General features: G+C 39.5%; 22 protein-coding genes and 1 pseudogene. 7 read left to right on the top strand and 16 right to left on the bottom strand.

The features are described 5' to 3' along the window. Entirely contained in the window at positions 1-597 is a 597-nt protein-coding gene (gene coaE / locus MSG66_RS05015) for a dephospho-CoA kinase (RefSeq protein ID WP_324652706.1), read from the top strand. Positions 598-623: 26 nt separating this feature from the next. Here the strand turns inward: coaE and MSG66_RS05010 are convergent, their stop codons facing one another. The 4 genes from MSG66_RS05010 to MSG66_RS04995 all read right to left on the bottom strand — a co-directional run bounded on the left by MSG66_RS05010 (position 624) and on the right by MSG66_RS04995 (position 4,109). Next, positions 624-1,508 (bottom strand): DMT family transporter, encoded by an 885-nt coding sequence (locus MSG66_RS05010; protein ID WP_324652704.1) that lies wholly within the window; start codon positions 1,506-1,508, stop codon positions 624-626. 35 nt (positions 1,509-1,543) lie between these two features. After that, positions 1,544-2,293 (bottom strand): 23S rRNA (guanosine(2251)-2'-O)-methyltransferase RlmB, encoded by a 750-nt coding sequence (gene rlmB, locus MSG66_RS05005; protein ID WP_127493309.1) that lies wholly within the window; start codon positions 2,291-2,293, stop codon positions 1,544-1,546. 102 nt (positions 2,294-2,395) lie between these two features. Then, the gene (locus tag MSG66_RS05000) at positions 2,396-2,722 is read right to left on the bottom strand and encodes a pyrimidine/purine nucleoside phosphorylase (RefSeq protein ID WP_003654567.1); all 327 of its coding nucleotides are present in this window, start codon (positions 2,720-2,722) and stop codon (positions 2,396-2,398) included. Between the two features lie 76 nt (positions 2,723-2,798). Next, the gene (locus MSG66_RS04995; RefSeq protein ID WP_324652703.1) at positions 2,799-4,109 is read right to left on the bottom strand and encodes a tetratricopeptide repeat protein; all 1,311 of its coding nucleotides are present in this window, start codon (positions 4,107-4,109) and stop codon (positions 2,799-2,801) included. A 114-nt stretch (positions 4,110-4,223) separates the two neighbouring features. Here MSG66_RS04995 and recN point away from each other — a divergent pair, with 114 nt between their 5' ends. The 3 genes from recN to ruvX all read left to right on the top strand — a co-directional run bounded on the left by recN (position 4,224) and on the right by ruvX (position 7,011). Beyond that, complete coding sequence (gene recN / locus MSG66_RS04990) at positions 4,224-5,891, top strand: DNA repair protein RecN (RefSeq protein ID WP_004640835.1); 1,668 nt, start codon at positions 4,224-4,226, stop codon at positions 5,889-5,891. Positions 5,892-6,016: 125 nt separating this feature from the next. Continuing rightward, complete coding sequence (locus MSG66_RS04985) at positions 6,017-6,571, top strand: YqgE/AlgH family protein (protein WP_003654562.1); 555 nt, start codon at positions 6,017-6,019, stop codon at positions 6,569-6,571. Further along, complete coding sequence (ruvX, locus tag MSG66_RS04980) at positions 6,571-7,011, top strand: Holliday junction resolvase RuvX (RefSeq protein ID WP_042894482.1); 441 nt, start codon at positions 6,571-6,573, stop codon at positions 7,009-7,011. Before MSG66_RS04985 ends, ruvX begins: the two co-directional genes overlap by 1 nt. 35 nt (positions 7,012-7,046) lie before the next feature. On the opposite strand, the gene MSG66_RS04975 is transcribed toward ruvX, so the two are convergent. From MSG66_RS04975 to MSG66_RS04960, 4 genes and pseudogenes are all read right to left on the bottom strand, one after another. Further along, positions 7,047-8,048, bottom strand: coding sequence for an HlyD family secretion protein (locus tag MSG66_RS04975; RefSeq protein WP_262474544.1), 1,002 nt, complete (start codon positions 8,046-8,048; stop codon positions 7,047-7,049). A gap of 39 nt (positions 8,049-8,087) precedes the next feature. Continuing rightward, positions 8,088-8,294 carry a DUF1656 domain-containing protein gene (locus MSG66_RS04970; RefSeq protein WP_004640831.1) on the bottom strand — a complete coding sequence of 69 codons (207 nt, stop codon included), beginning with the start codon at positions 8,292-8,294 and terminating at the stop codon, positions 8,088-8,090. Next, positions 8,287-10,386: an FUSC family protein gene (locus MSG66_RS04965; RefSeq protein WP_324652698.1), complete on the bottom strand. Its 2,100-nt coding sequence runs from the start codon at positions 10,384-10,386 to the stop codon at positions 8,287-8,289. The genes MSG66_RS04970 and MSG66_RS04965 overlap by 8 nt, the downstream gene beginning before the upstream one ends. Next, positions 10,377-10,508, bottom strand: a pseudogene (locus tag MSG66_RS04960) (hypothetical protein). The gene MSG66_RS04965 and the pseudogene MSG66_RS04960 overlap by 10 nt, the downstream one beginning before the upstream one ends. Before the next feature lie 367 nt (positions 10,509-10,875). Between MSG66_RS04960 and MSG66_RS04955 the strand changes: the two are divergent. Then, the gene (locus tag MSG66_RS04955; protein ID WP_042894472.1) at positions 10,876-11,649 is read left to right on the top strand and encodes an IclR family transcriptional regulator; all 774 of its coding nucleotides are present in this window, start codon (positions 10,876-10,878) and stop codon (positions 11,647-11,649) included. 193 nt (positions 11,650-11,842) lie between these two features. Here the strand turns inward: MSG66_RS04955 and MSG66_RS04950 are convergent, their stop codons facing one another. From MSG66_RS04950 to MSG66_RS04915, 7 genes are all read right to left on the bottom strand, one after another. After that, the gene (locus tag MSG66_RS04950) at positions 11,843-12,454 is read right to left on the bottom strand and encodes an alpha-ketoglutarate-dependent dioxygenase AlkB family protein (protein ID WP_324652695.1); all 612 of its coding nucleotides are present in this window, start codon (positions 12,452-12,454) and stop codon (positions 11,843-11,845) included. Beyond that, a complete protein-coding gene (locus tag MSG66_RS04945; RefSeq protein WP_420714248.1) occupies positions 12,451-13,305 on the bottom strand; it encodes a methylated-DNA--[protein]-cysteine S-methyltransferase in 855 nt (284 codons plus the stop codon). Before MSG66_RS04945 ends, MSG66_RS04950 begins: the two co-directional genes overlap by 4 nt. A gap of 126 nt (positions 13,306-13,431) precedes the next feature. Further along, positions 13,432-14,019, bottom strand: coding sequence for a CDP-diacylglycerol--glycerol-3-phosphate 3-phosphatidyltransferase (pgsA, locus tag MSG66_RS04935; protein ID WP_005037212.1), 588 nt, complete (start codon positions 14,017-14,019; stop codon positions 13,432-13,434). A gap of 118 nt (positions 14,020-14,137) precedes the next feature. Next, positions 14,138-14,932: a thioesterase family protein gene (locus MSG66_RS04930; protein WP_324652692.1), complete on the bottom strand. Its 795-nt coding sequence runs from the start codon at positions 14,930-14,932 to the stop codon at positions 14,138-14,140. Between the two features lie 121 nt (positions 14,933-15,053). Further along, positions 15,054-16,853 (bottom strand): excinuclease ABC subunit UvrC, encoded by a 1,800-nt coding sequence (gene uvrC / locus MSG66_RS04925; RefSeq protein WP_324652945.1) that lies wholly within the window; start codon positions 16,851-16,853, stop codon positions 15,054-15,056. Positions 16,854-16,986: 133 nt separating this feature from the next. Continuing rightward, positions 16,987-17,517: a CHAP domain-containing protein gene (locus tag MSG66_RS04920; RefSeq protein WP_324652943.1), complete on the bottom strand. Its 531-nt coding sequence runs from the start codon at positions 17,515-17,517 to the stop codon at positions 16,987-16,989. Between the two features lie 188 nt (positions 17,518-17,705). Beyond that, positions 17,706-18,542 (bottom strand): hypothetical protein, encoded by an 837-nt coding sequence (locus tag MSG66_RS04915; protein WP_324652690.1) that lies wholly within the window; start codon positions 18,540-18,542, stop codon positions 17,706-17,708. 355 nt (positions 18,543-18,897) lie between these two features. Here MSG66_RS04915 and MSG66_RS04910 point away from each other — a divergent pair, with 355 nt between their 5' ends. Next, positions 18,898-19,158, top strand: coding sequence for a hypothetical protein (locus tag MSG66_RS04910; protein ID WP_324652688.1), 261 nt, complete (start codon positions 18,898-18,900; stop codon positions 19,156-19,158). Between the two features lie 185 nt (positions 19,159-19,343). Here the strand turns inward: MSG66_RS04910 and lpxO are convergent, their stop codons facing one another. Further along, entirely contained in the window at positions 19,344-20,258 is a 915-nt protein-coding gene (gene lpxO, locus MSG66_RS04905; RefSeq protein WP_003654540.1) for a lipid A hydroxylase LpxO, read from the bottom strand. 571 nt (positions 20,259-20,829) lie between these two features. Here lpxO and fadB point away from each other — a divergent pair. Further along, positions 20,830-22,983: a fatty acid oxidation complex subunit alpha FadB gene (fadB, locus tag MSG66_RS04900; protein ID WP_324652686.1), complete on the top strand. Its 2,154-nt coding sequence runs from the start codon at positions 20,830-20,832 to the stop codon at positions 22,981-22,983. Positions 22,984-22,995 lie beyond the last annotated feature (12 nt).

The raw sequence follows: 22,995 nt of genomic DNA, 5'->3' as shown, positions 1-22,995 counted from the left end.
ATGGCTTTTATTCTGGGAGTCACAGGTGGAATTGGCAGCGGGAAATCTGCTGCAACACAATGGTTTGAATCCCAAGGAATACAAGTTGTCGATGCCGACATTGTTGCTCGCGAAGTGGTTGAAAAAGGCCAACCTGCCCTCCAAAAAATTCAACAAACTTTTGGAGACTGGGTACTTCAACCAGACGGGAGTTTAGACCGCCGTGCCCTACGCGAGTATATTTTTCAAAATCCACAAGCACGCCATACACTTGAGCAAATTACTCATCCTGCAATTCGCCAATCTATTATTCAACAATTACAAAACCCACGTAGTGCTTATGTGATTTTAGTTTCACCTTTGCTTTTTGAAACCAACCAGCATGAACTGGTTAATCACACGTTATTAGTTGATGCGAGTGAACAAACTCAAATTCAGCGTGCAAGCCAACGCGATGGACAAAACCAAGAACAAATCCAGAAAATTATTGCGGCGCAAATGCCACGTGAGCGAAAACGCGAACTTGCAAATGACATTGTGTTTAATGACGGATTACTCGAACATTTACATCAACAATTAGAGCCTTTACATCAAAGCTATTTGAAACGCTCTAACTAATTTGGTTTATTTTGCTGTTTAATTTTTTATGCCAAGCTATCTGGTCGAAACCATCGCCAAGGTTGTAAGGCACCCACTCCCATTCCAACCAAACCCACAACAATCGATGAACTCAGTGTCTCACCCAACAATGGCACAGCCAATATTGCTGCCATAAAAGGTGCCAAAGTGACGATACTTCCTGTTTTAAAAGCACCTAAACGCTGAATTGCAGCTACATAAGTCAAAGTTGCAATAATAACGACAAACACACCATGGAAAATGCCTTGTATAGCTAAATGAACAGGACTGACTTCCATAAAATGCTTAGGCAAAAATAAAACATAGATGGGCAAATAAATAATTGCAGACCAAATCGCAACACTTGCCATTGAGTGCCATGCGGAAAGTTTCCACTGTTTAAGTAACACAGTGAAAATACCCCACCAAATCGCACTAATAAAAAGGAGTAAATCACCTATTCCAAAAGCAGAAGCATTACCTTGCAGCATTAAAGTGCTCATAAGGGCCAAAGCAGCGATCATGATTGCCAGACTAGCCCATGTATGCTGATCAAATGGCTGCCTAAATAAAATATATGCTGCGAACGCAGTACAAATTGGGATACAGCCATTTAGGAAAATTGCAGCGTGCGCAGCGGGAGCATAGAGAAAAGCGGTATAGACGGTCAGACAATAAATGACCCCACCAATCAAGGCCAAAATAACCGCATGCTTACTCCATAAAAAAGCGAGATCTTTTTTATAGATCAAAATAGGCATTAAAATTAGGAAGGCTATAGCGAAGCGCAGTGCGGCAATATCCCAAGCACTGATGTGCCACTGTGCATTTAAACGGGCAAAAAGCGTAAACCCGCCCCAAATGCACATGGTCACCAATACAAAGAAATAACCTTGCTTACGGGGAGACATATCAAGATGACTTAAAAACTAGAAAGGCAGCTAAATTATACCTCAGAACGCTGACGACAAGCCTCATAAAGTGCCATACCCGTCGCCACACTCACATTTAAACTCTGTAAGTTTCCAGCCATAGGAATATAAACTTTATGATCACACTGTGCCTGTGTAATAGGACGCAGACCAGTATCTTCGGCTCCCATTACAATCACAACAGCACCAGAAAAATCGCATTTTTGAAGTGGTAATGCGCTTTCATCAAGCATAGTACCAATCACACGCACATGCGTTGTTTCTTTAAGATGAGCCAATGTACGAGCTAAATTTGTGACTTGAATAAATTTAACTTTCTCGGCTCCACCCGCTGCAACTTTACGAGCAGTTGGCGTTAAACCCGCCGCACGATCACGAGGCACAATAACTGCTTGCACGCCCATCGCAGCAGCGGTGCGGATACAAGCCCCTAAGTTATGGGGGTCTGTCACCTGATCCAATGCTAACAACAATGCATCTGGAGTTTCACTTAAGATTTGATCAAGGTCTTGCTCATTTAAGACAGGATGCGGACGCACTGCTGCAACCACGCCTTGATGAAATGGTAGACCAGCAAGTTTTTCAAGACTATCGCGGCTTGCTTTTTGTACACTGATTCCAAAAGGCTCTGCCAATTGCAAAATCTTTTGCAAACGCTGATCATCCCGTCCTTTTAACGTAAACAGGGTTAGCACACGCTCCGGCTCAAGTTCTAGCAATGACTCCACTGAATGAACGCCATAATAATATTCCTGTTTTGCCATGCATGACCTCTAACAACGTTTGAGCAAAAAAATAAAAATCCTGCAAAGCCAACTTCACAGGATTTCTTTGGGCATAGTGTACCCGATTTGAACAGGAATTTCTTAGCCTTCTAAATGGCACACATAATCGAGAACTTCGTCAGTTTCGATTTTAAAAACGCTATTGCCAGGCACGTAAAATGATTGGCCTGCACGGAACAATTCACTTTCATTACTGTCCGCAATTGTTACGCGACATTCACCTGAAATAATTTCCATACGCTCAGGGACATGCGTTTCAAAAGTTAAGGCTTGCTCAGTCGGCAAAATAACACCTAGTGTTTTTTTCGTTCCATCTTCAAATTGCACGGTATGGCTGATACATGCTCCACCAAAATAAACGTTTGATTTTTTGATGACCGTTACATGATCAAATTGGTTTGTACTCATGTACATTCTCCAGATAATGCCATATTTATATAAATTATGATGAATGTAGTTTAATTGTGCCTAATTAACTAATCAATCAGTTTTCATACGGATAGACTTGTAATTTCCACTGCTCGGCCTGAATTTTTTTGGCAAAAGCATGAGGTAAGTTAATCTCAAAATTTCGACTACTCGACACAATTGCATCGTATCTGCAAACTTCAACCTGATTTTCATCAAGGAGTACCCAACACACTCTTTGTGCTGTTGGATGGGCAACTGCTGTAGCAACCACCGGTGAACCGTCATTCATTCCTACATGAAAATTTTCGCTATCGTTTTGCATTAACGCCAGATCGTATGCTGGAAAATCGATAGCATCTGAATCGAATTGCTGGCTATCGTGTATCAGCACACTCTGTTTTAAAGTCGGCCAAATACAATAGCGCAAATAATGCTGATCCATCACCCGATTATCCAGATAACGTCCGGTGGCAACATAATCTCTGATATGTGCTTCAATATTATGAAAAATACCTGTACAGCCGCCCCACATCCCCGCCAGAATTAGCTCAGTATGAGAGTAATTATCTCGCATTAAATGAAACCATTTATCACTCTTAAGCCACGCATCTACAGCTGCCTTTTCACGATGCGACACAATCGAGTCGGCATCACGTATAAGAAAACGTTTAATTGTTGGATCATCCATCACCAAAAAACGCCAGAACAGCCCTGATAGTTGTTTTTGAGCATCCGTTACTTGTATCACTTGTGCACCCTTCTCTTTTAAACGCTGTTGCACAAGTACTGGCACCGTATCATCTATATAGAACCGACAAGTCCATTCTGGATATATTTCTTTGGCTAACTGGGTATTTAAAATAGAAGTTTCACAATAACGAGGGTTTGCACCAAACAATGAAAAGGAAATAATATTTTCTTGAGGGTTTGAACTAAACTCAGGCGGCGCATGATCTGGAATAGGTGAAACAGGCTCATTCTGAGTGAGTTCTTTTTTGGTTGAAATTGCCAAACGACCAAATCTAATGGTTTCTTCTTTTTTATTTAAATGATGACAAACCTCTGTTAATCCATCATATAAATTTGTATTTACAGCAGAACCACTTGCCTGAATCGCTTGCAAATAGTGTTGATAAGCATCGTTATAACGGCGTAAGCGTAATTCCGTATAGGCCAAATCAGATAAAGCTCCCGGATGCTTGGGAACTAAATTAACGGCTTGTTTTACATGTTGATAAGCTCTGGCATAATCTCCTTGTGCAGCAGCTTGTTTGAATGCATTAAAATGCTGATTCAAAATTTTATTCATTTCTGCCGGATTATTTTTTTTATGGCGATTAATCATCCCTATGGGTGGTTTCGGTAAGCTTAATATTTTTTTCATTGTAAATATCCGCAATCTTGCTGTTATGTAATTTCAGTTAGAATAATAGATCACTTGTAGCGAATTCAAAACTTCTCTATCTTTAACCCATAATTTGGCGCGTTGGATGCGTTTATGCTCACACATTTAACTTTAATTAATTTTGCATTAGCTGATCATTTGGCTATTGATATAGAACAAGGATTTAATGTTCTAACAGGCGAAACAGGTGCCGGAAAATCATTATTACTGGATGCACTCTCTGCCTGCCTAGGGGAACGTACCGATACGAATTATGTCCGCTATGGTTCGGACAAAGCGGACATCACCGCAGTTTTTACCTATAAAAACCATAGTCCTGAAGCTAAATGGCTACAAGAACACGAGCTAGATGATGATTCTGGGGAAATTCATTTACGCCGTGTTATTTTTGCAACTGGCCGTAGTAAAGCATGGGTCAATGGCCGCCCAAGCAGTTTATCTGAACTTAAAGAATTAGGCCGTTTGCTTGTTCAACTCTATAGCCAACACAGCCAGCAACAGCTTCTTGAACCGCCTTATCCAAAGCATTGGCTAGATCGTTATAACAATTTCTATGTTGAAGCGAATGATGTACGCGAAGCCTATAGTATGTGGCAACGCACGATTCGTTTGCATCAAGCAGCCTTAGATGCGCAAGCAACACGTTTGCAACGTATTGGTACTTTAGAGCATCAAATTGAAGAACTTGAAGAAGTTGTCCAAACCGATTACAAAGAAATTGAGCAAGAATTTGATCGCCTTAGTCATCATGAACATATCATGCAAGACTGTAGCTACAGCTTAAATGTTTTAGATGAAGCTGAGCAAAATATTACTCAAGAAATGTCTTCGATTATTCGCCGTCTAGAATCTCATGCCGGGCGTAGTGATCAACTTTCTGAAATTTATAACTCTTTACTGAATGCTCAAAGTGAAATAGATGATGCAACAGCGAACTTGCGTCAATTTATTGACCGTCAGAGCTTTGACCCTGAGCGGATGGAAGAACTCAACTCTAAACTTGAGGTTTTTCATCGTCTGGGACGCAAATACCGGACTCAACCGGAAACACTTAAAGAAGAGTATGAGGCGTGGCAACGTGAGCTTGAGCAATTGCATCAACTTGAAGACCCCGAAACACTGGCAGAGCAAGTTGAAAAATCACATGAGGAGTTTTTAGAAAAAGCTCAGCATTTAGACAATATTCGTCGTGAAGCTGCCGCTCCGCTTGCTAAACAATTAACTGAACAAGTGAAGCCTTTAGCGTTACCAGAAGCACACTTCGAGTTTAAGTTCGAACCATTAGAACAACCAGGTGCAGAGGGTTTAAGCTTTATTCAACTTTTATTTACTGCAAATAAGGGTATTCCTCCACAACCCTTGGCACGAGTGGCCTCAGGTGGTGAGCTTTCTCGTATTGCACTCGTGATGCAAGTCATGAATGCTGAAAAAACCGAATCCGAAGTGTTGGTGTTTGATGAGATTGATGTCGGGATTAGTGGCGGCACCGCAGAAGTTGTGGGACGTCTACTTGCTGACTTAGCGCAACATGTCCAGCTCTTATGTATTACCCACCAAGCACAAGTTGCTGCACAATCTGATCAGCATTTATTAGTGAAAAAACAACAAACTGACCCAGCCAGCAGTACAATTGTAGAACTTGATGAAAATCAAATCATCTTTGAGTTAGCTCGCATGTCAGGTGGTGTTGAAATTAATGAAACAACCTTGCAGCACGCAAAACAATTACGCCAACTTAAATTTCAGGCTTCTTCAAATTAATAAAGAAAATGAGAGAAAAAGATTGGCGAAAACCGATTAACTCTTGTATGTTGATAAAAAGAACCTATATAGATAAAAGGGTCGAGAGGCCCTCTAGTAATATTTTTTGAGGGAGAACCGCTTAGGTGACCAAACAATATCTGACTCACCGTTGTCTGATTGCCCCGCCAGAAATGGCAGATGACTTTTTCGCAAACACTGTAATTTATCTTGCCCGTCATGATGAAGAAGGTGCTCAAGGCATTATTATTAATCGTCCTTCCGGTATTCAAATTAAAGAATTACTCAACGATCTCGACATCGAAGCAGACAATGTAAATCCACATGCGGTTTTACAAGGTGGCCCTTTGCGTCCTGAAGCTGGATTTGTTCTTCATACTGGACAACCCACATGGCATTCATCTATTGCTGTAGGCGAAAATGTTTGTATTACCACCAGTAAAGATATTCTCGATGCGATTGCCCATAATGAAGGTGTAGGCCGATACCAGATTGCATTAGGCTATGCGAGCTGGAGTAAAAATCAGTTAGAAGACGAAATTACGCGTGGTGACTGGCTCATTTGTGATGCCGATATGGATCTGATTTTTAATCTGCCTTATGACGATCGTTGGGATGCAGCTTATAAAAAAATTGGTGTAGATCGTGCGTGGCTAGCATCTGAAATCGGACATGCTTAATGACCGAAACACAATCCAAATCGATTATGGCCTTTGACTTTGGTACTCAAAAAATGGGAATGGCAATTGGCCAATCTTCAATTGAAAGTGCCAACCCTCTCCCTCTATTTATCATGAAAGATGGTATTCCGAACTGGGATCAGCTCTTAAAAATTGTGAAAGAATGGCAACCCGATTTATTTTTGGTTGGTCTGCCATTAAATATGGATGATAGCGAGTCAGAGCTCTCTACACGTGCGCGTAAATTTGCGAGACGTTTACGTCATCAAACCAACATAGAAACCTTGATGGTAGATGAACGTTTAACGACACGTGAAGCGAGAGAAGAGTTAGGTTTTTACCAAGAACAAGGTCGAGCAAAAAAGCTATCTGCAGATAGCTTCGCAGCTGCGCTACTCATTCAGAGTTGGTATCGAAATCCAGTCGGTTTAACACCCTAAGATTAAAAAAAAAGGAAGGCTAAAGCCTCCCTTTTTTACTTCTCTACAATATGTACGGTAGCAGTTCGTCCAGAGACAAAAGCAAGCTGATTTTTCGGTGTTTCATCTAACACAATCTTCACGGGTACACGCTGCGCTAAACGAACCCAGCTAAAAGTTGGATTTACATTAGCAAGAAGCTTAGAGCTGCTTGAACGCTCGCGGTCTTCAATGCCTGATGCAATACCTTGTACATGGCCTTTAATTTTCTGATTATCGCCCATTAACTGCACGCTAGCTTGGTCACCAATATGAATACGGTTTAGTTTCGTTTCTTCAAAATAACCCACGACATAAAGCTGTTTACGGTCAAGTAATGCAGCAACCGCTTGGCCTACTTGAACATAGTTTCCTGGGCTCATATCAAAGTTAGATAAAGTACCATCAGCTGGGGCAATTACCGCAGCACGATGCATATTAAGCTCGGCCAAATGTAAATTGCTTGTTGCAACCTCAATGAGAGCTTGTTGTTGCTTAACAGTTGCTTCGGCCTGCTCAATAGCAGCTTGTAGTTGCTCATGTTCTGCGTGGGATTGATCACGTGTTGCAAAAACTTGATCTTGTTCTTGTTTAGAGATTGCACCATCCATTAAGTTCGAATAGCGGCTCGCATTTTTCTCGGCCAATTTGATATTGCTGTCCGATTTAATCAGGTTCGCCTTTGCTTGTGCCAAACCAGCTTGCGCTTGAGCAAAGGCTGCATTTGCTTTTGCTAAATCAGATTTTGCCTGCTCTACATCTAAAGCTCGGCGAGAAACGTCAATTTTAAAGAGCACCTGACCTTTTTTCACAGTCTGGTTATCTTGAACCAACACTTCTGTGACAAGGCCGGCTACATCCGAAGATACTTGAATAACGTCACCACGAACTCGACCATCTCGTGTCCACGGCGCCGCATTATAGTAGTTCCACAAATGCACAATGGTATAGACCGCAACCATTAATGCGACAATCAAAATTACTGGACGGATGACTTTTTTCAAATCCACCTGATTCATTTTACTCACCTAACTCAAACTTTAATTTCGCAATCATCTCTATGCACCCACCCCAACAAAAATTTGATGTATTACCAAAAGCAATAAAAGGTAAAAACACAAATTGAAAATACTAGGTAATGCAATCCAGCCTTGTGCAATCCACTTGTTGGTTAAAACACTTAATCCACGGAAACATATATATGCCAAGAGGGCTTGAACGAGCAAAGAAGGCACATAAATGCCATAAACATTAAACTCACCCATTTGCTGTGGCTCCTCTAAAGGTGCTGTTTTCACTCATTTGATCTGATGAAACATGACACATGCTATAAGCAATATTGTTAAGTGAAATAAGTAATCTTTGTCGCATCGTCATATCTTCAATATTTGAAGCAAGCTGTTTTAATTCAAATAAAGCACGGTGGATTGGTTCTACCAAAGCCGAGGTATTGTCTACATCACTTTCTTTAGCTCTAAACAGCTCATCCAGATTTTGTTGCAAAACGCCAATATGCTCAGTGAGTTCAGATGTCTGAGGAAGCTGATTCGCCAACTCTTGTAATCGACTTAAATCGACAATACTGCTCGACTCAATTAATGCCTGATGAATTGAAGTTTTAATCTCGCCAGATTGCACCATTTTGCTGTTTAGAATCCCAATTCGATCCAACATGCTGCGTAGGTGCACTTTAAAATCTAGGCCGTAAGGCAAATAAATCGCCTGTCTCATTGCACGATAATGCAAGGCCAAAATACGGCTGGCACTCGTGTCTGGAGACATGGCACGAACGACGTCAATGACAACTAAAGACACCAAAACACCCAAGATCATGGCAAAAGAACCATCAAGATAAGACACTGCATCCATGCTATAAGCATTATGTAGATTTAGGCCCATCATGGTATTAATACCCAAAACCATACCCACTGGCATAAGCATCTGGTTAGCCATCATAGAAACTGCAAACAGGAACATAGGTAATAAAACCAGTCCAAGTTCCCAAAATGTGGTGACATGAGGGAAAATACCAAATGCATAAACGAAGACTAAAACTGCTGAAGCGATACTGCCCCAGATAAAAATACGTAAGACTGGAACTGGGTTATCTAAGGCCGTTAAAATACAAGCTGTTACTGCGCCCATTTGCGCCATCATAAATCCAGCTTTCCACCCCGAAATAATCCAGACCCCAGTCACAATAAATGTAATAAGGACTGCACTAATGCCACCTCGAATAGCCACACCATGATCACGGTGTAAACTCGGATATTTGGTGGTCATTGGCGTAATGTTGTCAGGGATTTCTTTATTTCCTTGCTGAATTCGCTGCCACAAGACTTTAACCGCTAAAACATTGCTAATGAAATGGCGCACATCCATTTTCATGGCTGCGACCAAAACTTGCTGATGTGCGGAAGCCGATTCCATCAAACTCAAGAAATCACTTTCAAACTCATTAGGTAACTGCAAAATATTTTCATCAATAATTAGATCTTTTTGCTCCAGAAACTGTACAACATGCGCTGAGAGCTGTTGCAGTTTTTCTGAATGAGTTTCGATGAATCGGAGTTCTTGAAGTTGCTTAATACGCTCAGACAAAGCCACCAGATTAGCAACTACCATTGAGATTTGATGAAGCATTTCCTGCAAGGGTTTGGTCATGCCATGCAACTCACCCTTTTCATAACTCAAATGTACTGCCAAAGCATGAATATCTGTGGTGTCACGAGTAATAGCGGCTAAAAGCTGAGTATTGTTCTGCTGCGAATTTGTATTTAATAAATTAGCAAACAGGTTTTCTGTATCTTTCAGCGTTTTGATAACACGCTGCTTAATTGCCGAGCCAATGTGCATCGGAAGAATGGTTGCAGAAACCACAGCGCTTGAAATCACCCCAATCGAAATTTCGATGACCCGAGCTAAAGCAATATCAAAAATATTGTATTGATCAATATAGGTAATCGCATTGAAGACAATCATGGCTGTCGAGTAACCCGCCAGCATAAAAGCATAACTACGTGCAGTCCGATCAAGTAAAGACACGTAAAGCGCAAAACCCACCCACAACGACAACACCACGGTAAATAGCCAAGGTGTATTAATTAGATGTGGTGTTAGCATTAAGGCAATCACAGCCCCACCAATCGTCCCTACCACGCGGTAGACACACTTAGATGACACCATTCCTGAATAAGGATTGGCAATAATCAAGACTGTACCAATCGACCACATCGGGTTAATCAGATCTAATTCAAATGAAACAAATAACGCCAGCATTCCGGCAATAAATGTTTTTGTTGCAAAGATCAGATCAAGCCTACTCGGGCGAAACGCCAGTATTTGCTTTAATAACATGAACTCATCTCAAATACAGATTTGAACTGATGAGCATGCCCTTCAATGTTAAATTGCCTTTCTAGAGACAACAAAACTGTGCCATTTGCCTAAAAGCAAATGAGATGAGGAGCATCCTTCAATACAATGATTTTTCCACATCCTGCCTGATTGGCCCAGATGATTTAAATTTGAGCGTTATTTAAACGGCCAAACTTTGGAAAGAAGAGGCATCAAGAAATTCGCCTAGAATCGACCAATTTCTCGATTAGATATTTTGTTTAGCAATTTTTTCAAAATAAAGCGATTTAGTCAACTAAAATATCTCCATTTGATAATTTGATATATTTTTTGATAATCGTATATGATGTATAAGCCAAGAGAAGTTTTCTCTTTGTCAGAGTAAAATACTCAAATCAGGCATTTATTTTAGAATTGAGACAAATTTTCTTTTTTTCTGTTATAAGAATTCAAACATGACTCGTTGTTAAAGGATACGAACAAGACGCTATGGCAATTTCAAGTTTTGGCAAAATTTTAACCGTACTGGACCTATTTTCAGTTTCGCGTCCAATCATTAATGTCGATATTATTTGCGAAGAACTTGGCTTGTCTAAACCAACCAGTTACCGTTACCTGAAAGAACTGGTGTCTACTGATCTATTAAAACGCATTAATGGAACCTCTGGCGATTATACCTTAGGCTCAAAAATTGCAGTTCTTGACTATGTATCAAGAACAACAGACCCTCTAGTTCAAATCAGCACACCATTTATGCGAAATATTGTAGAGCGTACCGAACTGTGCTGCTTGCTCACCTACTTAAATGATGACTATTGCATCGATATTCATCATGAAATATTCAAAGACACTGAATTGCTCTCGTATGGTCGAGGCTGCCCAAGACCTATTTACGTTGGGTCATCTCCAAAAACGATGGTTTCGCATTTAAGTAAACAACGGATGCAAGACTACTATCATCGTTACCAGCAAGAATTAAAACAATCCGGTTTTGCTGAAGATGAAGCAAGCTTTATTCAGCGTATGCGTAAAATTAAAAAACAAGGGTTCTATTTCTCACAAGGTGAGATTGATCCGAATGTTTCAGGTCTTGCTGTTCCAGTTCGTTTTTCGAACAAAGAAGTACCTTTAGCTTTAACTTTAGTTGCTTCTAAAAATCGTTTTGATTTTTTAAATGTTGAAAAGCTCACCGAAATTTTGCAAGAAAATGCAGCACTTATTGAACAACGCTTTATGGAGTTATCTGAAAAAGGTGAAATTTAAAACCTGACTTTGTGATAATTTAACCTTTTCTTACATTTTAATGCATTGAATAGATCACAATATTCTCATATTATGATTTTAGCTCCTATTGGTGATTCTTTTCATCAGCAGCTCATCAATAGAAGCATCCCCCTCAGAGGAATAAGCTCATGTTGCCATCATGGGCTTTTTTCTTGCCCAATTTTAATGAAAGTTATGAAAACTGAAACTGCCTGAAAGTCAGATTAATACGCGGCTGTAAAATCTTTGTTGAGCGATTTAAGCGATGTTGCCAATGTTGTTGCGTCTCGCCACGCATCACGATGAGTTGGCCGGGTTGTAGCCACAATTCAACTTTCTCTTTAGTTTGAACATGCCTAAAAGAAAATTTACGAGTAGCTCCAAAACTTAAAGATGCAATCGTTGTGGTTTTTGCTAAAGAAACATCCGAATCACTATGCCAAGCCATTCCTTGAGTCCCATCTTCATAAAGATTTGCCAAACATGAGTTAAATCTTTCTGCAAGCCGCTGTTCTACTAATTTTTTTAGTTTGGCAAGCGCTCGATCCCAAGGCAAAGAATCACGAATGACACCCGAATATTTATATTGATAATAATTATCTCCATACCATGCCACTTTTCGGGGAGTGATAAAGTGCTTACCATATAGCTTAGCTTCGTCATGTTTCCAGGCGAGGTGTTGATAAAGATAGTGAAAATATTGTTCGGCTTCTTCGGGGCTTAAAATACAACCATAGTCCTGAACTTCACCATCATAAGGTAATAAATTTTCACAAGGCTCTGGAGCAAATAAATCCAAGGTCATGCGGTCTCTCCATGTTGCTTTGACATCTCCCAAGCTAACAATGCCAATTTACGCCCCTTTTGCCAATGATATTCTCCGACCATGCCTGTTGCACGAATCACCCGATGGCAAGGAATTAAATATGCAATCGGATTTTGTCCAATCGCTGTAGCAACGGCTCTAACGGCTTTAGGTTTGCCAATCTGTTCGGCAATATCTTGATAGGTCCGCAATTGCCCTTCTGGAATGGTCAGTAGCGCTTCCCAGACTTGCAATTGAAATGGAGTTCCAGCCAAGTTAAGCGGAAGTTTCTGCTGTAAGTGTTCTGAGAAATCTTGTTCAAACCACTGCGCAATTTGTTGATGCCAAATCGGCGCCTGATTTTTTAATTGGGCTTTAGGGAACTGCTGTTTAATTATTTCTTCGATATTCTCACGAGTATCGATAAAGCGAACAGAACATATTCCCTTTTCGCTGCTTATAATCAACAACTCACCAAATGGGCTTGCCTCAATCGAATAATTAAGTGTAACCCCTTCACCTTGCTGTTTATATTCACCAGGCGTCATGCCTTCAAGTTGAATAAACAGATCATGTAAACGACCAGTACCAGACAAACCCGTGTTTAAAGCAGTGTCTAATAAGCTGCGTTGCTGCATTAGATAGTATTTAGCCTGCTGCAAACTCATATATTGAACGAATTTTTTCGGGCTAATACCCACCCATTCTTGAAACTGGCGTTGAATATAACCTGAACTTAAATTCATATGGCTCGCAACATCGTCCAGACTGGGTTGCTGGTCCAGATGTTCATATAAATATTCAATTACTGTGGCAATTACAGCAAATTGCCGAGAAGAAAGCATTTGCATGTGTCACCTCCTTAGCACTTATATCTTACATTAAAGTAGCTAAAGCTCGGTGACGACCCGATTCTTGCACTATCCGAAAATAAAAAAGCCTTTCATTATAGAAAGGCTTAATCATTCAATCTGAAATTAAGGTTGCTTCAAATAAGGCCAAGCTGCTCTTAGGTAAATAAACATTGACCATAAAGTAAGAATCACAGCGGTATATAACAAGGCATATGCCAGCATTTCTAAAGGCTGCCAATTAAGTAAAAACACACTGATGGCAATCATCTGAAAAGCTGTTTTATATTTGCCTACTGTTGATACAGCCACACTCGTTCTTGCACCAAGCTCTGCCATCCACTCACGTAAAGCAGAAACTGTAATCTCTCTTGAAATAATGACAATTGCAGCAAAAGCCATTGATATGGTGGGATTCCACTGCACCAAAACAATCAGTGCTGCTGCCACCATAAGCTTATCTGCAACTGGATCTAAAAAACGGCCAAATGCTGAAGTCTGGTTTAAAGTTCGTGCCAAATAGCCATCAAACCAATCGGTAATAGCAGCAAACACAAAAATTGCAGTCAAGATAATATGACGACTCATACTTCCTTCATGCTCACCAATACCCATTGCAGGCGGCCAATACGCAATCACCAAAAATACAGGAATAAGCGCGATACGCGCCAAAGTTAGGATATTTGGGATATTCAGGATTCGCCCTGTGGTCATAAACACCGCCAATTTAGTCTTCAAGCATCTTGTAACAGACAAAAATACATTCTTCAATATTGTATCTATCTGTAACAGCCACTTTATACGAAATATATGAATCGAGGAAGTAGACTGCTTAGGTAAATACCGTAACAGTTTGCCGTAAAATTGCAATTAAATGATCATTTTGATCCCATAAATGCGCATATTCTGTGGAATAACCTTCACCAGCATATTCAGTTACCACTTTATATTTAAACCAGTCACATAGTTGATGCTGGATCGGATGCACATAGGTGATGTGCCAAGTTAAAGAACTTGCAGGAGCAACTTGTTTAAACATCGGCAATACACCAGGTGGCCAAATATCCATCAGAACAATTAAATCTGGCAAAGTCATTTGACGATTTTCATGCTTCTCTGGGGAGAACCTTGACCATCCTCCAAAGTCAGCATACTGACTTCCTGTAACAGGATAATGACCTTCTGCCCAGCATACATCAAAATGTTGATAGCATTCTGGCATTTGTCTAGCAAAAGGAAGAGGTTGTAAGTCTTCTGGCTGTGCATATACTGGAACCATAGGTTCTTGGCGTACTTCAATATTCGAAGTGCGAGGCACACCAAAGCTTGCAACCAAAATAGTTTGTACAGCACCATCTTGCCATAAACGGGTTTCAAGCGTAGTGACCGACTTTCCTTCCCTTAAAATTTCAATAGTCAATTGAGCGGGCCCCTGCTGTACAGGCCCCACAAAAGTAATACTACAACTTAATAATCTTTTATTGGGATCTTGAATATTGCAGCATGCTTTTTGCATCAATAACCCTGCAACAAAACCACCAAAAACCGTGCGGCCTTGTAACCATCCTTCAGGTATTTCAATCCATTCCTTTTCTTTTATTTCTTCAAATATTCGCAGCAATGACATTCCTTTCCCTAAAACGAAAGTGTTATTAGGAATATATCTTTCATCATTTTGATTGGAATGTGAATGGTCAATCATTGAGTAATTGGCGAATTATTTTGTCACTCGACCTTTAAGCCTATGCTTATTCGTGCAGAATTTTATAAATTGTTCTGGCCATCATCTCACCAAAACCAGGCACAAGTGTGAGCTCTTTTTCCGAAGCTTTCAAAACACCTTGGATCCCACCAAAATGAGTCAATAAATCTCGACGGCGTTTCGGTCCCAACCCCGGAATTGCTTCTAAAACCGATGTACTACGACGTTTATCACGTTTAGCCCGGTGTTTAGTAATTGCGAAGCGATGGGCTTCATCACGCACCTGTTGAATCAAGTGCAATGCTTTATTGTCTTCTGGTAATTGAATTTTCGTGCCATCAGTAAAATGTAGGGTTTCAAGGCCTGGTTTACGGCCTTCACCTTTAGATACACCCACCATAAAAGCATCGAGCCCAAGCTCTTGCATGACATCCATCGCCATGTGAAGTTGACCTTTACCGCCATCAATCAACAACAGATCCGGCAATATGGCTTTTTTATAACGTCGTGTTAAGGCTTGGCGCATGGCAGCATAATCATCGCCACCAGTAATATCTTGAATGGCAAATTGGCGGTAATCACGCTTACGAGCACCGCCTTGGTCAAACACCACACATGATGCAATTGGAGCTTCACCCATGGTGTGACTAATATCAAAGCATTCAATACGATCGACGGGTCGTCCAATCACTTGTTCTAACTGATGAAAACGTTCATTGAGTTCTAAATGATTACTCAGCTGTCCCTTAATGGCATGTTGAACATTCATTTCAGCAAGCTCTAGCCACTCCGCACGAGTTTCTCGCACACTACTCTTAATTTGGACCTTCTTACCAAACTGCTGTGCCAATGCTTCTTCTAATTCTTTATGATCAGGCAATGCAATATTTACAATGAGTTCATTTGGAACTTCATCTGCAACCTGAAAGTAAAAGTTAGCCATAAAATCACTGAGCATTTGCCCCAGATCATCGCCAAGCATGTCTGGGAAATAACTTTTACCTCCCAACATTCGTCCATTACGTACATACATAATCTGCACACATGTCACGCCAGCCTGATAAGCAATTGCCAGAATATCCGCCTCACCTTTAACCTTAAAAACAGCCTGTTGTGCTTGAACTTCACGAAGTAAAGATAATCGGTCACGGTAAAAAACAGCTTTTTCAAATTCGAGTTCAGCCGCCGCTTGTTCCATTTTGGCAATGAGCTCTTGATTTAACTCTTTGGTGTCACCTTGCAAAAAGCGAATACTGTTATTAACGTCTTCTTTATAATCTTCGGGTGAAATCAGACCTACACAAGGTGCAGAGCAACGCTTGATCTGATATTGCAAACATGGGCGTTTGCGTTGTGAGAAGTAGCTATTTTCACACTGACGAACATTAAAAAGTTTTTGCAAAACCAGTAAAGTATCACGCGCACTATAAGCGCTTGGATAAGGTCCAAAGAACTTACCAATTTGATGCTTCCCTTTGCCACGACCGCTAGCAAGCCGAGGATAGGGTTTATCTGATGAAACAAAAATATAGACATATGACTTATCGTCCCGCAGCATGATGTTATAAGGCGGACGATGTTGTTTAATTAGATTTTGTTCTAAAAGTAATGCTTCGGTTTCTGAACGAGTCACCAAAGTTTCAATATTATAAATTCGTGCAACTAAAGCCTGAGTTTTAGGGTGCTCAATTGTTTTAACAAAATAACTCGATACCCGATTTTTTAGGTTTTTAGCTTTGCCGACATATAACAATTCGCCCTCTTTCCCTAGCATTTTATAAACGCCTGGAAGTTGGGTCATGTTGGCTAAAATTTTTTCAATGTGGGGACGAGCGTTTTGATTCACTATTGGCATACATGGCTTAATACTGAATACCTAATGTGATGTTTTCACCCCTAGTTTTCAAGTGCTTTACTGTGCCAGAACTCAAATTTGAAAAGAGATTTTGATTAGCTCCGACAGACTATGTCGTACTCGCTTAAGAATCGAGACGATAGTAGCTATATTTTACGTCTTTTTCTTTATAGACTGCATAGGTTTTTTGACGAAAATCAGAGAACCAACCATTCCCTGTATATCCAGCAATATGGCCATATGTGTGGCCACTGGTCCGCTCAATAATATAAATATCGCCTTCTTGAGGACGGTTAAAAGCGGGTTTAATTTTCTTATAGCCATTTTGTTCAAGCGTATGCCCCCAATCAGAGGCAGCCACAGGATGCTTTGACACATCGGCTCCTGCGGCTTGTAAAGCAATACGGATGTTTTTGGCACATTTTTCTTTGCTATGGTTGGCAGATATACTTTCAAGCTTACTTGAGAACTTGTGTAAATTAATATTTTGATCTTCAGATTGATGTCTTTTAGCATCTGTTTTTTTATGTTTTTCAGACGTCGACGCTGTTTGTCTTAACATCACTTTCATTTTTGAATCACTTTGAGAACTTTCTTCTTTTCTCTCTTCGATATGATGAACATGTGCATGAACTGCGTGATGAGCATGAGCCATTTTAAAACCTACTTCCGCTAACCAGTCTTCGAAAAAACCGCGCCATTGTAGAATCAAAATTGCTCATTAGTTTTTAATAGTTGTAACAAATTGCCAGCACTGTGAAGTGGATCACAAAATTCATTAAATACTGTACAGCATAAAAAAACGCCCTTTCGGGCGTAATAAAACTATTCATTTATCTATAATTACTGGGTTAAAGATTCACCTTTCCAAGTCTTAATCATAGCATCCGCAGCATTTTCAGTGACAAAGTCACAATATTTACCGGCATAAGGTGGAACATATTCGTCCACACCAGATTGATGATGATATTGCCCAGAATATTCGGTATCGTTTATTGTAAATTTCATTGCTAATAATAACTCATCGCGCGACCAACTAATGCCTTGCCATGTTCCCATTGCAGGTGCAGTACGATTTGAATCTACATACAAAGGCGTAGTACCGTCACTAGAGAACCCAATATAATCTTTATTGCTGTAGGTTTTATTAATCATCCAACAGGTTGAACCCTTAGGAAAATTAGCTACATTTTGCTGTAATAATGCATTGTAATAATCTTCAAAAAAGCCTTGCTGACTAAGTGGCAATGATTCATAAATCCACTGGCCTAAATATTTAGTCACTGGTTGACCTGAAATATCAATTTTAACTAAATCTTGATTTAAAAATAAATTATCACCTTTCACTAAGTTGGCTGGCTGATAGTTTAAAGCTGTATCAGAAAACTGGACTTGAGAACCTAACAAATACCATGTGCCATCAGTTGTTTTAATCGGATCTAAGGTCACTCCCTGATCAGTGAAATAATGCTGACTAAGTTCATAACCTAATGGATGATTATCAGGATAACTTATATAAATCTTATTATCCTGAATCTTATAATTTTTCTTCTCAATCATTGGATTTCCAGCGATCTGACTCGCAGAAAAACCAACAAGTCTCTCACCTTGTTCCTCTGTCTCATCATTACATGCCGAAAGGCTTAATATACATAAACATGAAAGTATTAACTTTTTCATTATGTTCCTAAATTATTAATATAATGTAATCTTTATTATCAATAATTTGCTCTTTTTGGCAATGTAAAAATTAAATAATTCAGATGAGAGGTACTATAGTTTTATTAAGAATTATTCTATAAAACTTAATATCAGACTAACTAAAAATCATCTAGTTGGATAAGATGACTCACTATTATCATCTTTTCCCCTAAATTATTTCATAGTCATTTTTCTTTTAGAAAAGAGAACTAAAATTTTCATGCTAAATTAATCTAAAAACCTTCAATATTAAAACTTAATCATTAACATCACGAACCTTTATAAAAGTTTTGTGGTAATTAGACTAGCAGGTTAAATTCCATTGAAATATCCCATGTCCTTACAAGAAATGATATCAAATATTGAACATATTTCTGATAAGCACACCATCTATGCTGAACAACCTTGGGATATTACATCCAAAGCAATTGCTCTATCAGACGATGAAAAGATGGAGGTTATTATCAAGGATAAGTGCTACAGCTATTTTCTTGAAGTATTTATTATCAAAGAGTTAATAGAAGACTTAGATGACTCTTTAAATAATCAAAACCTTGTATTTAAGATCATTCAATACGCAATAAATGATGCATGATGAATATCATTGTTAAAAACAAACTAATCCTGCAATAAATGATTTTTTATAGTTTTTTTTAGAAGCTAGATTAATCCTCATAGAGTTAGCTTTAAAAACCCAAATAAAAGCAGTTTTCTAGTAAGATATAACGTGAACTAGAAATTATTATTTAAAAACAAAAAACGCCCTTTCGGGCGCTTTAATTAAAATACATATGGTCGAACAAAAATTAGGAAGAAAATCCCAAGCATCAGGAACCATTTTAAAAAGTAATATAACTTACGATTTTTGGCTTTTAATGCTTTGGCTTTAATACGAATTTGGTAGACATAACCAAACGCTTTATTTAAACCACCTGTTTGATCACCTGTTTCATTCGGTGAACTTGCCGCGGTCATCACACTACGACCAAACCAATGGTTGAAACGTTCCATCCACTTCACTTTCATTGGCCGCTCAACATCGGCAAAGAAAATGATACGGTTTTGGTCAGTCTTATTTTCAGCATAATGAATATACGTTTCATCAAACACTACACTTTGACCATCACGCCAAGAGTATCTTTCGCCATCGACGTCAATAAAACAACGGTCATCATTTGGCGTAATTAAACCCAAGTGATAACGCAATGAACCAGCATATGGGTCACGGTGTCTTACCAAACGGCTATCGGGTGCAAGCTCAGTAAACATTGCTGCTTTAATTGTCGGCAATGTTTTAAGAAGAGCCGTAGTTTTCGGACAAAGCTCGGCAGCAGATGGATGACTTGATTCGTACCATTTTAAATAAAAACGCTTCCAACCTGTTTTAAAGAACGAGTTAAAACCTAAGTCGTTATAAGTACTCGATGCTTTAATCCCACCTTGATCATATAAAGCTTTTGCTTCATCACGAATCATTTCCCAATTTTCGTCCAACACTTTTAAATCTTTAAAATGCTGAGTGTCGATATAAGGCTGATTCGGCACCTTTGAAAAGATGTACATTAAAAAGTTAATCGGTGCGAGCAGGGTTGAATGGTCAAAAAATTGACGATAAAACGAGTGACGCACTTTGCCGCGATGTTGGATATACAATGCTGATATCACAAAAATCGCTAATATGATCCACTTAATCATATTGCTACTCTTTTAAAAGATTGGGGCAACTTCACCTTATATTTAAGGCAATAGAAACCGGAGGTTTATTTAATTGGCGCAAATTTTAACAAAATTGACTTATAAAAAGCCAATGTAAAAAAATTAAGTCAAATGATAGAGGACATACTTTAAATAAAAAAAATAAATATACGTTATTTTTCCATAACTTTAAGAACTTAAAATTTATGCATATTCCTATTTTCTTTTATAGGCTATGACTTGGACAATTGACTTTTTTGACAAAAAGTTAAGCTTTAAAACTTAATCGTTTTTATATAAAAATTTGATAATTCCAATGCGTTATAAAGAAAAAATTAAATTAAAACAAATGACTTTGTTTTACACCTATCTTTATGATTTCTTTTATGCATTTACTAGAGATGAATTAAATAAAAAATAAGATGACCCTTGCGTCACGGCTTGATACAACTTGTCAGGTTTTTTTTAGATATAGTTATCGTAAGATTAGCGAAGCATAAATGTGTACCGAAGCTGTACACACGCTTCATAACATCAACTTAGAAGTCCTCCAAAACCAAGGAGATCAGGCATGATCCACGCTGGCAATGCCATTACCGTCCAAATGCTTTCGGACGGAATTGCAGAATTCCGCTTTGACTTACAAGGTGAGTCGGTCAATAAATTTAACCGTGCAACAATTGAAGATTTCCAAGCTGCTATTGCTGCGGTAAAAGCAAATAATGATATTAAAGGCTTAGTTGTTACCTCAGGCAAATCAACATTTATTGTTGGGGCAGACATTACCGAGTTTGGTGAAAATTTCGCTCAAGGTGAAAAAGCGATTGTTGACTGGCTTATGCCTGTTCACGAAATCTTCAATAGCTTTGAAGATTTAGACATTCCAAAAGTTGTTGCTATTAACGGTATGGCGTTAGGTGGCGGTTTTGAAATGTGTTTGGTGTGTGACTATCGAGTGATGTCAGAAACTGCACAGGTTGGCTTGCCAGAAATCAAACTTGGTATTTACCCAGGTTTTGGTGGTAGCGTACGTCTAAGCCGTGTTATCGGTATCGACAACGCGGTTGAATGGATGGCGATGGCTGCTCCTAAAAAACCGGCTGCTGCACTAAAAGATGGTGCTGTAGATGCGGTTGTAGCTGCTGATAAATTACTTGAAGCTGCAACAGACTTAGCTAAACAAGCAATTTCTGGTCGTTTGAACTGGAAAGCAAAACGTCAAGAAAAACTTGATGCTATAAAATTGAACCCGCTTGAACAAATGATGGCGTTCAACACAGCAAAAGGTGCTGTACTTGCTAAAGCGAATCCGGCTCAATACCCTGCTCCAAAATTATTACTTGACTCATTACAAGCGGGTGCAAGCCTTGCGCGTGACGAAGCATTAAAAGCTGAAGCTGAAGGTTTTGCTAAAGCAGCAATTACTCCACAAGCTGGTGCATTGATTGGTTTATTCCTCAATGACCAAATTGTTAAGAAAACTGCTAAGAAACATGAAAAAGGTGCTCACCCTGTAAATCAAGCAGCTGTACTTGGTGCTGGTATCATGGGTGGTGGTATTGCTTACCAAGCGGCAAGCAAAGGCACACCAATTATCATGAAAGATATTGGTAATCCTCAACTTGCACTAGGTATGTCAGAAGCGAACAGCTTGTTAACTAAACAAGTTGAACGTAAGAAAATGAAACCTGTGCAAATGGGTGAAACGCTTGCCCGTATCCGTCCTACTTTAAGCTACGATGAGTTTAAAGAAGTCGACATCGTGATCGAAGCAGTTACCGAAAATCCAAAAGTTAAAGAAATCGTTCTTGCTGACACTGAAAAGCATATTCGTGAAAACACGATTATTGCGTCTAACACGTCTACAATTTCAATTACACGTTTGGCGAAAGCATTACAACGCCCTGAAAACTTCGTTGGTATGCACTTCTTCAACCCAGTTCACATGATGCCGCTTGTAGAAGTGATTCGTGGTGAAAAGACTTCTGAAGAAGCAATTGCAACAACTGTTGTTCTCGCTCAAAAAATGGGTAAAACACCAATCGTTGTAAACGACTGCCCAGGGTTCTTGGTTAACCGCGTATTGTTCCCTTACTTTGGTGCATTTGACCTTCTTGTAAAAGACGGCGCAGACTTCCAGCAAGTCGACAATGTGATGTCGAAGTTTGGCTGGCCAATGGGTCCTGCTTACCTCATCGATGTTGTAGGTATTGACACTGGTGTACATGGTGCAGAAGTAATGGCTGAAGGTTTCCCAGACCGCATGAAGCCAGACTACAAAGGTTCAATCCAAGCAATGTACGAAGCTAAACGTCTTGGTCAAAAGAATGACGTTGGTTTCTACAAATACGAACTCGACAAGAAAGGCAAGAAAGCAAAAACTGTTGATCCAACAGCGTATGAAATCATTGCTCCTTTCGTAACAGGTGAAAAACGCGAGTTTGATAACCAAGAAATCATTGACCGCATGATGCTGGCTTTCTGTAACGAAACAGTTCGTTGCTTAGAAGACAACATTGTTGCAACTGCTGCTGAAGCAGACATGGCAATGATTATGGGTGTAGGTTTCCCTCCATTCCGTGGTGGTCCATGTCGTTATATCGACCAGACAGGTGTTGCTGAATATGTTGCGCTTTGCGACAAATATGCACACTTAGGTAAGGCTTATGAAGCGCCACAAATGTTGCGTGACATGGCTGCTAACAACAAAAAATTCTACGGTTAAGGAGCAACGTGA

The organism is Acinetobacter sp. IK31 (assembly GCF_035615195.1).
Taxonomy (GTDB): Bacteria; Pseudomonadota; Gammaproteobacteria; order Pseudomonadales; family Moraxellaceae; genus Acinetobacter; species Acinetobacter calcoaceticus_C.
Note: the sequence above shows the minus strand (reverse complement) of the source record. Positions and strands in the feature narration are given on the sequence as shown.